This window comes from Megasphaera sp. SC8-1 (assembly GCF_024436295.1).
GTDB classification, from domain to species: Bacteria; Bacillota; Negativicutes; order Veillonellales; family Megasphaeraceae; genus Megasphaera; species Megasphaera elsdenii.
Map to the genome: position 1 here is coordinate 26,074 of NZ_JANFQH010000027.1, position 13,887 is coordinate 39,960.

Annotated in this window: 13 protein-coding genes; 12 read left to right on the forward strand and 1 reads right to left on the reverse strand. The window is 52.3% G+C overall.

Going from position 1 to position 13,887, the window contains the following annotated elements; translation table 11 throughout:
- Positions 1-14: 14 nt before the first annotated feature.
- The 9 genes from NOS26_RS08350 to sufU all read left to right on the forward strand — a co-directional run bounded on the left by NOS26_RS08350 (position 15) and on the right by sufU (position 7,485).
- A complete protein-coding gene (locus tag NOS26_RS08350; protein WP_014017077.1) occupies positions 15-410 on the forward strand; it encodes a hypothetical protein in 396 nt (131 codons plus the stop codon).
- Positions 411-481: 71 nt separating this feature from the next.
- Positions 482-622 carry a six-cysteine ranthipeptide SCIFF gene (gene scfA / locus NOS26_RS08355; protein WP_014017076.1) on the forward strand — a complete coding sequence of 47 codons (141 nt, stop codon included), beginning with the start codon at positions 482-484 and terminating at the stop codon, positions 620-622.
- A gap of 69 nt (positions 623-691) precedes the next feature.
- Positions 692-2,125: a thioether cross-link-forming SCIFF peptide maturase gene (gene scfB / locus NOS26_RS08360; RefSeq protein WP_022498195.1), complete on the forward strand. Its 1,434-nt coding sequence runs from the start codon at positions 692-694 to the stop codon at positions 2,123-2,125.
- Complete coding sequence (locus NOS26_RS08365; RefSeq protein ID WP_014017074.1) at positions 2,118-2,324, forward strand: hypothetical protein; 207 nt, start codon at positions 2,118-2,120, stop codon at positions 2,322-2,324. Before scfB ends, NOS26_RS08365 begins: the two co-directional genes overlap by 8 nt.
- Positions 2,325-2,488: 164 nt before the next feature.
- Positions 2,489-3,226, forward strand: a complete 738-nt coding sequence (sufC, locus tag NOS26_RS08370; RefSeq protein ID WP_014017073.1) for a Fe-S cluster assembly ATPase SufC — start codon at positions 2,489-2,491, stop codon at positions 3,224-3,226.
- Between the two features lie 14 nt (positions 3,227-3,240).
- Entirely contained in the window at positions 3,241-4,698 is a 1,458-nt protein-coding gene (sufB, locus tag NOS26_RS08375; protein ID WP_014017072.1) for a Fe-S cluster assembly protein SufB, read from the forward strand.
- A gap of 15 nt (positions 4,699-4,713) precedes the next feature.
- Positions 4,714-5,850 (forward strand): SufD family Fe-S cluster assembly protein, encoded by a 1,137-nt coding sequence (locus NOS26_RS08380; RefSeq protein WP_072981705.1) that lies wholly within the window; start codon positions 4,714-4,716, stop codon positions 5,848-5,850.
- Positions 5,813-7,033 (forward strand): aminotransferase class V-fold PLP-dependent enzyme, encoded by a 1,221-nt coding sequence (locus tag NOS26_RS08385; RefSeq protein ID WP_072981703.1) that lies wholly within the window; start codon positions 5,813-5,815, stop codon positions 7,031-7,033. The genes NOS26_RS08380 and NOS26_RS08385 overlap by 38 nt, the downstream gene beginning before the upstream one ends.
- A 14-nt stretch (positions 7,034-7,047) precedes the next feature.
- The gene (sufU, locus tag NOS26_RS08390) at positions 7,048-7,485 is read left to right on the forward strand and encodes a Fe-S cluster assembly sulfur transfer protein SufU (protein WP_022498193.1); all 438 of its coding nucleotides are present in this window, start codon (positions 7,048-7,050) and stop codon (positions 7,483-7,485) included.
- A 119-nt stretch (positions 7,486-7,604) separates the two neighbouring features.
- Here the strand turns inward: sufU and lgt are convergent, their stop codons facing one another.
- Entirely contained in the window at positions 7,605-8,426 is an 822-nt protein-coding gene (lgt, locus tag NOS26_RS08395; RefSeq protein WP_072981701.1) for a prolipoprotein diacylglyceryl transferase, read from the reverse strand.
- Positions 8,427-8,551: 125 nt separating this feature from the next.
- Here lgt and NOS26_RS08400 point away from each other — a divergent pair, with 125 nt between their 5' ends.
- From NOS26_RS08400 to NOS26_RS08410, 3 genes are all read left to right on the forward strand, one after another.
- Complete coding sequence (locus NOS26_RS08400) at positions 8,552-10,318, forward strand: glycosyl hydrolase family 18 protein (protein WP_255917562.1); 1,767 nt, start codon at positions 8,552-8,554, stop codon at positions 10,316-10,318.
- Positions 10,319-10,405: 87 nt separating this feature from the next.
- Positions 10,406-12,886 (forward strand): leucine--tRNA ligase, encoded by a 2,481-nt coding sequence (gene leuS / locus NOS26_RS08405; RefSeq protein ID WP_255917563.1) that lies wholly within the window; start codon positions 10,406-10,408, stop codon positions 12,884-12,886.
- 90 nt (positions 12,887-12,976) lie between these two features.
- Positions 12,977-13,591 carry a CoA pyrophosphatase gene (locus NOS26_RS08410; protein WP_014017065.1) on the forward strand — a complete coding sequence of 205 codons (615 nt, stop codon included), beginning with the start codon at positions 12,977-12,979 and terminating at the stop codon, positions 13,589-13,591.
- Positions 13,592-13,887: the final 296 nt, after the last annotated feature.

Consider the following 13,887-nt stretch of genomic DNA (forward strand, 5'->3'; position numbering starts at 1 on the left):
CAGGGGGTGCTTCTGTGAATTTAAAATATGTCAAAGGCAGTTACATGGATGAAATCATGTATGAAGGCCGGCCTGTCCTGTTCACTCTCGATGGCCTCGATGAAGGCCATGAAGAGGAAGCGCAGCAGTACGGCGAAGAAGTTTGGAACTGGGTTTTGGCGCATCGCTCCCGTGTCATCGCTCACGCGCCGCTGATTGCGAATTTCAAGAACAAGAAATGGCGTTCTGACGGCGAACCGGAAGTGACAGCAGAGGAAATCCGCAGTTATTTAAGTCGCATCACTTCGATTTATGCCACTTATAAGAAAGGCTTCGACGTATTCTTCGATACCAATGACGTATTCGATGAACGATCCATCGTCATCAGCATGGGCAAGAATTTCTTCTTTGAAGGCTTCAAACTCTTGTAATCCTGTCATATTGTAGAATCACTGAGAATGTGGTAAAATAAGGAATAATCATTGATAGAGAGGTGAATATCATGGCAAAACACATCATTACGATCAACACAGAATCGATCCAGAAGACGGCACAGCACGCTGGCTGCAGCGAATGTCAGACGTCCTGCCAGTCCGCTTGCAAAACTTCTTGCACCGTTGGCAATCAGATCTGCACAAAATAAGTTACGTGAAGGAAAAGGGGCGTCGCTCGCGCGGCACCCCCTTCTTTTTGTATGGAGGAAACATTATTCATGGCTGAAATTAAACCAATGATTCATAAATACTGTCAGAACGGCACTTACATGCTCCTCGACGTCAACAGCGGCATCATCAACGTCATCGACAAGATGACCTACGATGTCCTCGACGTCTATGACGGTACCAATAAAGAAGCTGTCTATCAGGCTTTTGCCGGGACTTATGACAAAAAGGATTTAGATGAAACCCTGGGGGAATTGGACGGGCTCATCGAAAAGGAAATGCTCTTCGCACCGATGACGGAAAACTTCAAGGTCGTTGCCGAAGAAGAACCGGTCATCAAGTCCTTATGCCTGAACATCGCGCACGACTGCAACCTGCGCTGTAAGTACTGCTTTGCTTCTCAGGGCGATTATGATACGCACAAGCGGGAACTCATGAGCTTCGACGTAGCTAAACACGCCGTCGATCTGCTCATCAAGAGCACCGAAGGTAAACGCCAGCACTGCGAAATCGACTTCTTCGGCGGCGAACCGCTGATGAACTTCGGCGTCGTCAAGCAGACCATCGAATACATCCGGGAACAGGAAAAGATCCACGATAAAGTCTTCAAACTGTCCCTGACGACGAACGGCATGCTTCTCGACCCGGCGAAAGTCAAGTATTTGACGGATAACCACATCAGCCTCATCCTCAGCCTCGACGGCCGTCCGGAAGTCCACGACCGCATGCGCCCCGACGCCGGTGGCCACGGCTCCTATAAGACCTGTGCGGACAATCAGGTCTATGCTGCCAAGCATCGCAATGGTGAAGAATATTACGTCCGCGGGACGTATACAAAATACAACCTCGATTTTACCAAAGACGTAGAACACATGGCCGACCTCGGCTTTGAAGGCCTGTCCATGGAACCTGTCGTCGGTGACGATCTGTCCTATGCCATTACGGACGACGATTTGCCCCGCATTTACGAAGAATATGACCGCCTGGCTGATTTCTACTTGAAGCGTATGGATGAAGGCCGTCCCTTCATTTACTATCATTTCATCATGGATCTCTACCGCGGTCCCTGTATCGCCAAGCGCCTGCGCGGCTGCGGTGCCGGTCATGAATACATGTGTGTCGTCCCCAACGGCGATATCTATCCGTGCCATCAGTTCGTCGGCCAGGACGACTACGTCATCGGCAATGTCTATGACGGCGTGACCAATACGGAACTGCCGCCGCTCTTCCGCGACATGCACGTCCTCAACAAGCCCATCTGCTGCGACTGCTGGGCCAAGTTCTTCTGCAGCGGCGGCTGCCATGCCAACAATATCAAGTACGGTGGCAATATCCAGACGCCGTATGAACTGAGCTGCAAGATCCAGAAGAAACGCATCGAATGTGCCATGTACATCCAGGCTGTCCTGGCCATGCGCGGCCAGAAAGCCCGCCTCTTCGGCGATCCCGAAGAAAACTGTGAAGGATGCGGCGCCTGTGAATAAGCTGACGAAACTCATGAAGCTCAAGGTCTTCTTGTGGATCGTCGTCTATGCCTATCTGTTTTATGCCATTGCCGTCGATGGCCCGTCGGCAGGTCTCTTAGGCCTGCTGGCGGCGGCTGTCGTCGTCTGTGTCATGCAGATTTGGATGCATAGCAAGGCACGGACCCGGTGGATGCATAATAAATTTGATAAAAAATAACCAGAAACGCTACTAAATAGGTTGACTTTATGGCGTTTATGGAGTACATTAAGAACAGTTCAGTAAGTGTATCTAAATAGTACACTTTATCAATACAGAAATTTGCGTTTTATCCTGGCAGACAGGGTAGAAGAAAACGCATAACTTTTATAGGAGTGATACTGATGAGTGAATTATTACGAGTAGAAGGCTTGCATATCGCTGTCGAAGGCAAAGAAATCCTCAAAGGCCTCGACCTGACGATCAACACAGGCGAAACACATGTCATCATGGGTTCCAACGGCGCCGGCAAATCGACGCTGTTCAATGCCATCATGGGCAACCCGAAATATGTCGTCACAGCCGGCAAGATCTTCTTTGAAGGAAAGGATATTACGGATGCTCCCGTCAACGAACGCGCCAAAGCAGGCATCTTCATGGCCTTCCAGCAGCCCATCGCTGTCCAGGGCATTTCCGTTGAAAACTTCATCCGTAACGCCAAGAGCACCGTATCGGGCCAGCAGCAGCGCATCATGCCGTTCCGCAAGAAGCTCCACGCTCAGATGGAACAGCTGAAAATGGATAAATCCTATGCCGAACGCTATGTCAACGATGGTTTCTCCGGCGGCGAACGGAAAAAGACGGAAATCCTCCAGATGTGCATGCTCGAACCGAAACTGACCATGCTCGACGAAATCGACTCGGGCCTCGACGTCGATGCTGTCCGCATCGTATCGGAAACGGTATCGAAGTACCACAATGAAAATAATTCTATCCTGGTCATTACCCACCACAGTGAAATTTTACAGCACTTGAAACCTGATTTCGTTCATATCCTCATCGACGGCAAGATCGTCAAGACCGGCGATGCATCGCTCATCCAGGCTATTGAAGCCAACGGCTACGACGCATACAAAGGATAGTAGGAGGTACAGCTATGGCTGATAACAAAGAAAAACTTGTCGAACAGGAAAAAGAAAAACTGGCAGAAGAACGTCAGAAAATCGATACCTTTGCTGATTTCGGCAATATGTATAATTTTAAGAAAGATTTCACCTATTCCTATAAGACCGATGCCGGCCTGACGGAAGATATCGTCCGCGAAATTTCCGAAAAGAAACACGAACCGGAATGGATGCTCAATTTCCGCCTCAAATCGCTGGACATCTTCAACCATATGGACTATCCTGATTGGGGTCCGGATATCAGCGAACTCGATATGGATAACATCGTCACCTACGTCCGCCCGAACGCTCAGATGAAAGCTGACTGGAACGACGTACCGGATGACATCAAAGATACCTTCGACCGCCTGGGGATCCCGGAAGCCGAAAAGACATCCCTCGCCGGCGTCGGCGCCCAGTACGACTCGGAAGTCGTCTATCACAGCATCCAGGACGAACTGGTCCAGCAGGGCGTCGTCTACACCGACTTCGATACGGCCCTTGAAAAATATGAAGACATCGTCAAGGCCCACTTCATGAAGCTCGTCCCGCCGACGGATCACAAGTTCGCCGCCCTTCACGGTGCCGTCTGGTCCGGTGGCTCCTTCGTCTATGTACCGGCCGGCGTCGACGTCTCCATCCCGCTGCAGAGCTATTTCCGTCTCAATGCACCGGGCGCAGGCCAGTTCGAACATACCATGATCATCGTCGAAAAGGGAGCCAAGGTCCACTTCATCGAAGGCTGTTCGGCGCCGAAATACAATGTCGCCAACCTTCATGCGGGCTGCGTTGAATTGTTCATCGGTGACGATGCATCCCTGACCTATTCGACCATCGAAAACTGGTCCAAGAATATGTACAACCTCAATACCAAACGGGCCATCGTCGGCAAGAACGGCACTATCAACTGGGTCACCGGTTCCTTCGGCTCCCACACGTCGTGCCTCTATCCCATGAGTATCCTCCAGGGCGAAGGCGCTCATTGCGAATTTACCGGCGTCACCTTTGCCGGCAAGGGCCAGTACCTCGATACGGGCTCGAAAGTCGTCCACAATGCGCCGAATACGACGAGCAACATCAACTCCAAATCCATCAGCAAGAGCGGCGGCGTCTGCATCTATCGCGGCAGTGTCGTCATCAATCCGCCGGCTGACGGTGCCAAAGCCAACGTCAGCTGCGAATCGCTCATGCTCGACGAAGAATCGCAGTCCGATACGATTCCGGCTATCGTCGTCAAGAACGACAATATCGACCTCGGCCATGAAGCTTCCATCGGCCGCATTTCCGATGATGCTATCTTCTACCTCATGAGCCGCGGCCTCAGCGAAGATGAAGCGCGGGCTATGCTCGTCCGGGGCTTCGTCGAACCGGTATCCAAGGCCCTGCCTCTGGAATATGCCGTCGAAATGAACAACCTGATCAATCTCGAACTCAAAGGTTCGTTGAAATAGGGGAGGAGGAACATCATGGCAGTAAAGACAGAAAAAATCCAGTACAACCAACTCCCGCGTCCGACCTTCCGCTGGATGAAGGTCAATCACTTGGAATTGGATCCCTTGAAAGCCCAGGCTCTCCCGGCTTACACGCCGGAAGAACGTCACGATGGCGAAGCAGCTGTCGCTTTCTATGAAGGCAACCAGATTGTAGGCCTCAATGATTTCCAGGGTTCCAATGCGGAAGAACTTCAAAAAGCACTGAACCAGGCCAATTCCGGCTGCGCCGTCAGCGTCGGCGAAAACCAGAAAGGGTCGGTCCATCTCAAATACAGCCTCAGCGCCGATATGCCTCAGCTCACGGCACAGCTCAAAATCGAAGCGGCTGCCCACAGCGACTTGACCGTTTATCTGGAATTTGACGGCGATGCCGAAGAAGGTTCCGTCAATTTCCTGACCTTCGTCAAGACCGGCGAAGGCGCTCACGTCAAAATCAGCAAGGTCCAGCTCAACGGCGAACACGTCCGCCACGTCGAACACCGCTATGGCGATGCCGGCAAAGAAAGCACCATCGACTACGTCAGTGCCGAATTGGGCGGCAAAGCAGCCATTGTCTACTACAAGACAGACCTCATGCAGGATGAAAGTAATTTCAATAGCCAGGCCATGTACCTCGGCCATGACGACCAGATCGTCGACTTCTCTTACTGGGTTCCGACGCAGGGCGTCAAGACCAATACGGATATCCTGACGACAGGCGCTCTCCTCGATACGTCGAAGAAATTCTTCCGCGGTACCATCGACTTCCTCCGCGGCGGCAAGAAGGCTGTCGGCTCCGAATCGGATACGTGCATCCTGCTCAGCCCGAAGGTCCATTCCATTTCCGTACCGCTCCTCCTCTGCAAAGAAGATGACGTCGTCGGGAATCACGCTTCCAGTGCCGGCCAGATCGATAAAGACAAGCTCTTCTACCTCATGAGCCGCGGCTTCAACGAAAGCGGTGCCCAGCTGATCATCGTCGAATCGAACATCCGCCCGGTCATCGATGCTTTGGGTGATAAAGATTTAGAAAATAGAGCGCTCCAGGCTGTCCGTGAAAAGATGCAGTTCTGCCGCAAGAAAGGTGATTGTCATGCTAAATGTACGCAAAGATTTCCCCATCTTGACTAAAGTCCATAATGGACATCAGATCGTTTACTTTGATAATGCTGCGACGACGCAGAAACCGTACCAGGTCATCCACGCCATCGTAGACCTCCTGGAACACCACAACGGCAATCCCCATCGCGGCGCCCACGTCCTCAGCATCGAAGCCGGTGAATTGTACGACGAAGCCCGCGAAGCAGTCCGTAAATTCATCAATGCCGCTTCGACGGAAGAAGTCATCTTCGTCCGCAATACGACAGAAGCGCTGAACCTCGTAGCCCGCAGCTATGCAGAACCGCGCCTGAAGAAGGGCGATAAGATCGTCATTCCCATTTCGGAACATCATTCCGACCTGGTCACGTGGCAGCGCGTCTGCCAGAAGACCGGGGCTGAACTCGATTATATGTACCTCGATGAAGAAGGCCACTTCACCGAAGAAGACCTGGCTAAGATTGACGATAAGACAAAAATTGTCGCCTTTGCCGCTGTCAGCAACGTCTTCGGTATGAAGCGTCCGGTCAAGGAAATCGTCGCTAAAGCCCATTCTGTAGGAGCCATCGCCATCGTCGATGGTGCGCAGTCGACGCCGCACATGAAGACCGACGTTCAGGACATGGACTGTGATTTCTTTGCCTTCTCCGGCCACAAAATGTGCGGCTCTGCCAGCACGGGCGTTCTCTATGGTAAGAAAGCCATCTTGGAAGATATGGAACCGTTCCTCCTCGGCGGCGATATGATTGAATACGTCAAGGAACAGTCGACGACATTCAACGAATTGCCTTTCAAATTTGAAGCGGGCTCCCAGAACGTCGAAGGTGCCGTCGCCTTGCACGCTGCCATCGATTATTTGGAAGACCTTGGTATGGACAACATCGAAGCTCATGAAGCTAAATTGACCCGTCACTGCCTGGAAGGAATGAAGAAGATTCCCCATATCCACATCATCGGCAGTACTGATCCGGCTGAAAAGACTGGCGTCATCACCTTCACCATCGACGGCGTCCATCCTCATGACGCAGCGACCATCCTGGACAGCTTCGGCATCGCCATCCGTTCAGGCCACCACTGCGCTCAGCCTTTAGGTGCTCATTTGGGCGTAGAAGCTTCCAACCGTGCCAGCTTCTATATCTACAATACCCTGGAAGAAGTCGATTACTTCCTGGAAAAACTGCCCCTCGTCCGCAAGCAGATGGGTTTTAAAGACTAAGGAGATAGAAAGTCATGGAAAATATGAACGAATTGTATTCCGACATCATCTTGGAACACAATCAGTGTCAGGAAAACAAACATCCCCTGGAAGATGCCAACCTCAGCGAACACGGCCATAACCCCAGCTGTGGTGATGACATCACCCTCCAGGCCGACATCCAGGACGGCGTCATCAAAGACGCCGCCTATACCGGCCACGGCTGTGCCATCAGCCAGGCTTCGGCGGACATCATGATCGACCTCATCAAGGGCAAGACCGTCAAAGAAGCCCTGCGCCTGGTCGACCTCTTCCTGGATATGATCAAACGGGAAGTCACAGATGATGACAAGTTGGAAGAACTGGAAGATGCCATCGCTCTGAAGAACATCTCCAACATGCCGGCCCGCGTAAAATGCGCCGTTCTGGCATGGCATACCCTGAAAGATGCCCTGGAACGGGATGAAAAATAAGTTTGACGTTTGAAGTTTGACGTTTGAAGTGAAAAACCGGACTCGCAGCAGCGAGCCCGGTTTTTTGGTCTTATATTATATCCATCTACATCAAACCTCAAACTGCTTTTCACTGCCTTTCACTGCCTTTCACTGCTTTTCTCTGCTTTTTCCTGTCCTTCTCTGCCCTTATCTTCCAGGCCCTTGAACTGTAGAACGATGAAAATGACCAGAGCGATGACAAAGGCGATGACGCTAGTCATCTGAGCCGATTTCAAGCCTAATGTCAGGTTGACGTAGTCGCCGCGGAGAAATTCCAGGAAGAAGCGTTCGACGGCGTAGAGCATGACATACAGGCAGAAGACCTGGCCCTTCTTGTGAGGAAAGCAGCTGTAGAGGAGCAGGGCGACGAAGACCAGGACGTCTATTTGTCCTTCCCAGATTTCGGCCGGCCACAAGGGCTGACTGCCGTAGGTGTGATAAGCCAGCGTCGTGTCGGGATAGACGATGCCGAAGTCACCGCCTGTAGGATGGCCGAAGGCGTCGCCGTTCATGAGATTGGCCATGCGGCCGATGGACTGGCCCAGGATGATAGCCGGTGCCAGGAGGTCGGCAAAGGCCCAGGTGTCGATGTGATGGTATTTGGTATACACGATGCCGGCGACGGCGCCGAAGAGCAGGCCGCCCTGGATGGCCATGCCGCCCTGCCAGACGTAGGGAATTTCTGCCAGGTGGTTGTGGTAGTACGGCCAGTCGAAGAAGAAGACGTCCCACAGCCGGCCGCCGACGATGCCTGACAGGCCGCAGTACATGGTGAAATCAAAGATGTGGACGTGCCAGCCCCGGCCGTCGTGCTTCATGATATAGTAAGCCGTGATACCGGCAGAGACGATGCCCAGCATGAACAACAGCCCGTAAGCCCGGATCGGGAAAGAACCGATAAAAAATAGATATTGATGCAATATAAAACACCCCTTTGTTGTGGTATAATGAAACAATGTGAACAGAACCTGAATAGGTTCACGGTTACCATAGAATTATACAGGATTGAAGAGTTTTTTCCAATCCTCATGAGGAGCAAATGACGATGAAATACAACCATGTTATGCGGACGTCCTGCCTGGCCGCCTTGATCTGTCTGTCCCTGAGCGCTGTTTCCTTGGCCAATGGCCCGGTCACCGACAGTGCCAAGGCCTCGGACCCGGCTTTCAGCGTGCCTGTCGTGTCCAATCCGATTCCCAATGAAGCCATCAAAGATTTAGAAATCGTCGAAGACCAGGGCCGCTGGCTCGTCTCGGATAAAGCGCTGGAACAATACGGCATCCGCGAAGCCGACCACGCCAAGGGGACGTACTGGTTCCGCCTGCCGAAGGCCCGGAACGGTTCGACGGCCTGGCAGAATGAAAATGTACAGCTGACCTTGCCGGGACGGGCTGTCAGCGGCGGCCGGACCATCAATATCCGCCATGTCCGCCGTCCACTGGGCATCAGCTATGTCCTGGGCAACGGGACGACAGAAAAGAACGAACTCCTGCCGCCGTCCCAGCCCGTCCATACGGTACCGGAACTCCGCGAGGTGCAGGATGCGGCCCCGGCAGCAGTGAAAGAAGGGAAGATGGGGACGGTCCTCTTCTGGGACCCTGTCATGAAGGAAGACGCCAACCTGCCGTCCTTACAGACACACCATCCTGTCATGTCTCCCTGCGCTTTCCGTCTGACTGAAAGCGGCATCGAACTGCGCAATCCCGACTTCGATATGCTGGCTTCGACGTATACCAGCAAGGGATACGCCATGTGGCCTTTGCTCGACAATAATTTCAACCCCAAACTGACCCATCAGATCCTGAGCAACAGCCGCCTCCAGGATACCATGGTCCGCCAGCTCGTCGGCTACGCTTTATTATATGATTTCAAAGGATATAACATCGATTTTGAAAACATCAATTACAGCGATAAAGACGCTTTGACGGTTTTTGTAGCCAAGATTTCCCAGGCCTGCCATGCCTACGGCATCAAGCTTTCCATGGATGTTACGCCTCTTTCGGACAGTCCCAACTGGTCCCTCGTCTATGACCGGGCGGCCCTGGCCCCGCATCTCGACTACCTCATGGTCATGGCCTATGACCAGTTCGGCCGGAGCAGCGCCAAAGCCGGTCCTGTCGCTTCCTATCCCTGGGTCGAACGGGCTGTGCAGAATACGATCGATCTCGTACCGCCTTCGAAAGTCCTCCTGGGCATGCCCCTGTACATGCGCTTGTGGTATGAATCCAGCGATGGCCGCGACTTACCGAAAGATATCCGCGACTGGCCGGCTGTCGTCGGCGCACCGCCGATGAAAGGTGTGAAATACGGCGAGGCAAAGACCGAAGCAGCCGAAACGCCCGCTTTGCCGATGTTGGTCCAGGTCGTGACGGCAGAACAGGAAAATGCCCGCCGGGTCAAACAGCCGGTCATCATGCCGGTCGAACTTGACGGGGAAACGTATAAGCGCCGCGTCCTGCCGCGCCATATCAAGACGGCGCCCAAAAAGCTGACGACGACACCATCGACGTCTTCGGCCCATAAGGGAAGCGGCAAGAGCAAGCTCTTTGTCCGCACCTTGACCATGGCCGACAGCGAAGATATCCTCAAGGCTTATAAAGATTATGTCGTCTGGAATGACGATCTGCAGCTCTATTACCTGGAACTCCCCCTGACGACGGGGACCGTCAAGATCTGGTTCGAAGATGAAAAATCCTTGAAAGCCAAGGCCGGACTGGTCCAGGCATATGGTTTGGGCGGTGCCGCTTTCTGGCGCAAGGGCTTTGAACCGTTACATTTTTGGCAGCGTTTTGCAAAACATGAATTGACTTGACGCCGCCCTGCCACTATAATAATACTCAAGACGCTGTAATACAGACTGTCTGTATTTTGACTGGGGCAGGATAGGAGGCTCTCACAATTGGAAAAGTATATTCCACAGGAAATAGAAAAGAAATGGCAGCACGTATGGGAAGAAAGTCAATGCGACTGCTGCAGCGAAGACAACGGCAAGCCGCCGTATTACGTATTGGAAATGTTCCCGTATCCGTCGGGGAATCTGCACATGGGACATGTCCGCAATTACACGATTGGTGACGTCATTGCCCGTTATCGCCGCATGAACGGTTATAACGTCTTGCATCCTATGGGCTATGATGCTTTCGGTATGCCTGCAGAAAACGCAGCTATCAAGCACAATATCCCGCCCGCAGAATGGACATACAGCAACATCGCCAACATGACGCGCCAGCAGAAGGCGCTGGGCCTGTCTTATGACTGGGACCGCGAAGTCGCTACGTGCCATGAAAAATACTATAAATGGACGCAGTGGATCTTTGAACTGCTCTACAAACGAGGCCTGGCTTACCGCAAAGAAGCGAAAGTTAACTGGTGCGAAAAATGCAACACCGTCCTGGCCAACGAACAGGTCATCGAAGGTAAATGCTGGCGCTGCGACACGCCGGTCGTCAAAAAGGACTTGAAACAGTGGTTCTTCAAGATCACCGATTATGCCGACCGCCTGCTGGAAGACTTGAAGCTCCTGCCGGGGTGGCCGGAACGCGTCAAGACCATGCAGAAGAACTGGATCGGCCGCAGTGAAGGCTTGGAATTTAGTTTCGATATCCCCAGTCTGAAGGAAAAAGTCGCCGTCTACACGACGCGTCCGGACACGATTTATGGGGTCACTTTCGTCGTCCTGCCGCCGGAACATCCCTTGGTCCACAAGCTTTTGGAAAATAATCCCAAGAAGGCCGAACTGGAAGCTTTCTGCGAAAAAGTACGCAATACCAGCGATATCGAACGGACGAGCACAGAATCGGAAAAAGTCGGCATGTATACCGGCATCGACTGCGTCCATCCGCTCACGGGCAAGAGTGTCCAGATCTGGATCACCAACTACGTCCTCTACGATTATGGGACTGGCGCCGTCATGGGCGTACCGACCGGTGACCAGCGTGACTGGATGTTCGCTACGAAATACAACATCCCTAAAATCATTACCTTGCAGCCGAAAGACCACGAACTGAAGCTGGAAGAAATGGACCATGCCTATGAAGACAAAGACGGCGTCCTGGTCAATGCCGGTCCTTTCACGGGTATGGAAATGCATAAGGCCATGAAAGCCATCATCGACTACATGGAAGAAAAGGGCTTAGGAAAACGCCGCGTCAACTATCGTCTGCGCGACTGGCTCATTTCCCGTCAGCGCTATTGGGGCGCTCCGATCCCTATCATCTACTGCCCGAAATGCGGCGAACAGCTCGTACCGGAAGACCAGCTGCCGGTCAAGCTGCCGGAAGACGTCAAATTCACAGCCGGTGCCGTATCGCCGCTGGCTACGAGTGAACACTTCGTCCACTGCACGTGCCCGAAGTGCGGCGGCCCGGCTACGCGTGAAACGGATACCATCGATACCTTTGTCTGCTCGTCGTGGTACTATCTCCGCTACACCGATGCCCGCAATGATGAAAAAGCCTGGGATCCTGAGAAAGCCAACCACTGGATGAACGTCGACCAGTATATCGGCGGCATCGAACACGCTATCCTGCATCTCATGTATTCCCGTTTCTTCATGAAAGTCTTCTATGATGCCGGCCTCGTTGACAACGTCGAACCTTTCGAACGCCTCCTGACACAGGGCATGGTCCTCCTCGACGGCAGCAAGATGAGTAAATCCAAAGGCAACATCGTCTCGCCGGAAGAAATCATCGCTAAATACGGTGCCGACACGGCCCGCCTGTTCATCCTCTTCGCCGCTCCGCCTGAACGCGACCTGGCTTGGTCTGACCAGGGCGTCGAAGGTTCGTACCGCTTCCTGAATCGCGTATGGCGCATTGTCCATCAGTTCCAGAATCTGGCTAAAGCCGGTCAGGATGGGACGGATTACACAGAAGCTGAAAAAGAACTGCGTTTCCAGGAATTTAAGGCCCTGGCCAAGGTCACCGAAGATATCCGCGGTACCGATGGCAACTACGGCCTCAACACGGCTGTCAGCTCGATCATGGAATACGTCAATGCCATGCATGCCTATGTCGGCGCTAACAAGACCATCCATAAGGCCGTTGCCCTGGAAGCCAACAAGAACCTGCTCAAGCTCCTGGCACCGTTCACGCCGCATATTACGGAAGAACTCTGGCAGCTCTGTGGTTTTGAAGGCAGCGTCCATGCCCAGGATTGGCCGGAAGTCGACAAATCGGCTCTCGTCGTCGACGAAATCGAACTGCCTGTCCAGATCAATGGCAAGGTCCGCGACCGCCTGACCGTCGCCGTCGATATCGATAAGGACGCTTTGCAGGAACAAGTCCTGGCCTTACCGCATATCAAGGAATTTATTGGCGATAAGAAAGTGGTTAAATTCATCGTCGTACCGAAGAAAATCATCAACATCGTCATAAAATAGTTAAAATTCAAAAGAGGCTGTCGCGTGAAGACAGCCTCTTTTACTTTGTACTTCTTTGAACTTAGTCTTTTTATTAGAAGGGAGTCGTCTATGAACGCTTTTAAGCCCTGGCCGGACCGCGTTGTCCGTCAGAATACCTGCATGAATACGCGGGCTTGTGCCGTCTTAGTACCGATTATTTACAAAGACGGGCAAGAACAGGTCGTGTTCGAAGTGCGCAGCAGCAAGCTGGGCTGGCAGCCTGGCGACGTCTGTTTCCCCGGCGGCCGTATCGACGATGGCGACGACAGCGCCCTGGCAGCAGCCCTCAGGGAGACGAATGAAGAACTCGGCGTCGATCCGTCTCATATCCACGTCTGGGGCCCTTTGGATTACATGGAATCGCCTGTAGGCGTCACGGTATGGCCCTTTGCCGCTTATATGGATACGGACCGGTTTGTCCTCAGCCAGGGGGAAGTGGACCATACTTTTACCGTTCCCTTAGCCTGGTTCGACGAGCATGACCCGGAAATCGGCCGCATCGAACTGGCCACCCGGCCGGCACCGGGCTTTCCGAAAGGTCTGGCCCTGTCATCCCAGAAGGGCTGGAAACCGCGCCGTACTTATAACGTAAAGATTTATACGTATGAAAATTATAAAATTTGGGGAATTACAGCACATATCCTTGACAACTTCCGGGGTATCCGTGCTATAATACAACAGTAAGCTTTCCTTAATATTTGTAACCAGTATAGTTAGGTATACGTACAATAGCGTATATTGGAAAAACAAGGCGTACCGTGTCAAGAAGATTTTAATCTTTTTACCTCTATTAGTACAAAAAAGTCTTGTTAAAGTTTTAGGATGAGAAAATGGAATAGTGATATTGTGGTTTATAGGCTTTTTGCTATTGATTTAACATGTGAAAAGTTGTACAATGCACTTGTAAGCAGTGAGGCGGTGTGAATATATATCCAAACAGGATTTCCTGCCTGGAAATGTATCGCCTCAGTGTTCAGGTT

Bases quoted from the DNA above. Each gene is read 5' to 3' on its own strand.
- sufU (WP_022498193.1), top strand. From the start codon at position 7,048: ATGGAAAATATGAACGAATTGTATTCCGACATCATCTTGGAACACAAT.
- scfB (WP_022498195.1), top strand. From the start codon at position 692: ATGGCTGAAATTAAACCAATGATTCATAAATACTGTCAGAACGGCACT.
- NOS26_RS08385 (WP_072981703.1), top strand. From the start codon at position 5,813: ATGCTAAATGTACGCAAAGATTTCCCCATCTTGACTAAAGTCCATAAT.
- scfA (WP_014017076.1), top strand. From the start codon at position 482: ATGGCAAAACACATCATTACGATCAACACAGAATCGATCCAGAAGACG.
- NOS26_RS08380 (WP_072981705.1), top strand. From the start codon at position 4,714: ATGGCAGTAAAGACAGAAAAAATCCAGTACAACCAACTCCCGCGTCCG.
- NOS26_RS08400 (WP_255917562.1), top strand. From the start codon at position 8,552: ATGAAATACAACCATGTTATGCGGACGTCCTGCCTGGCCGCCTTGATC.
- sufC (WP_014017073.1), top strand. From the start codon at position 2,489: ATGAGTGAATTATTACGAGTAGAAGGCTTGCATATCGCTGTCGAAGGC.
- sufB (WP_014017072.1), top strand. From the start codon at position 3,241: ATGGCTGATAACAAAGAAAAACTTGTCGAACAGGAAAAAGAAAAACTG.
- NOS26_RS08410 (WP_014017065.1), top strand. From the start codon at position 12,977: ATGAACGCTTTTAAGCCCTGGCCGGACCGCGTTGTCCGTCAGAATACC.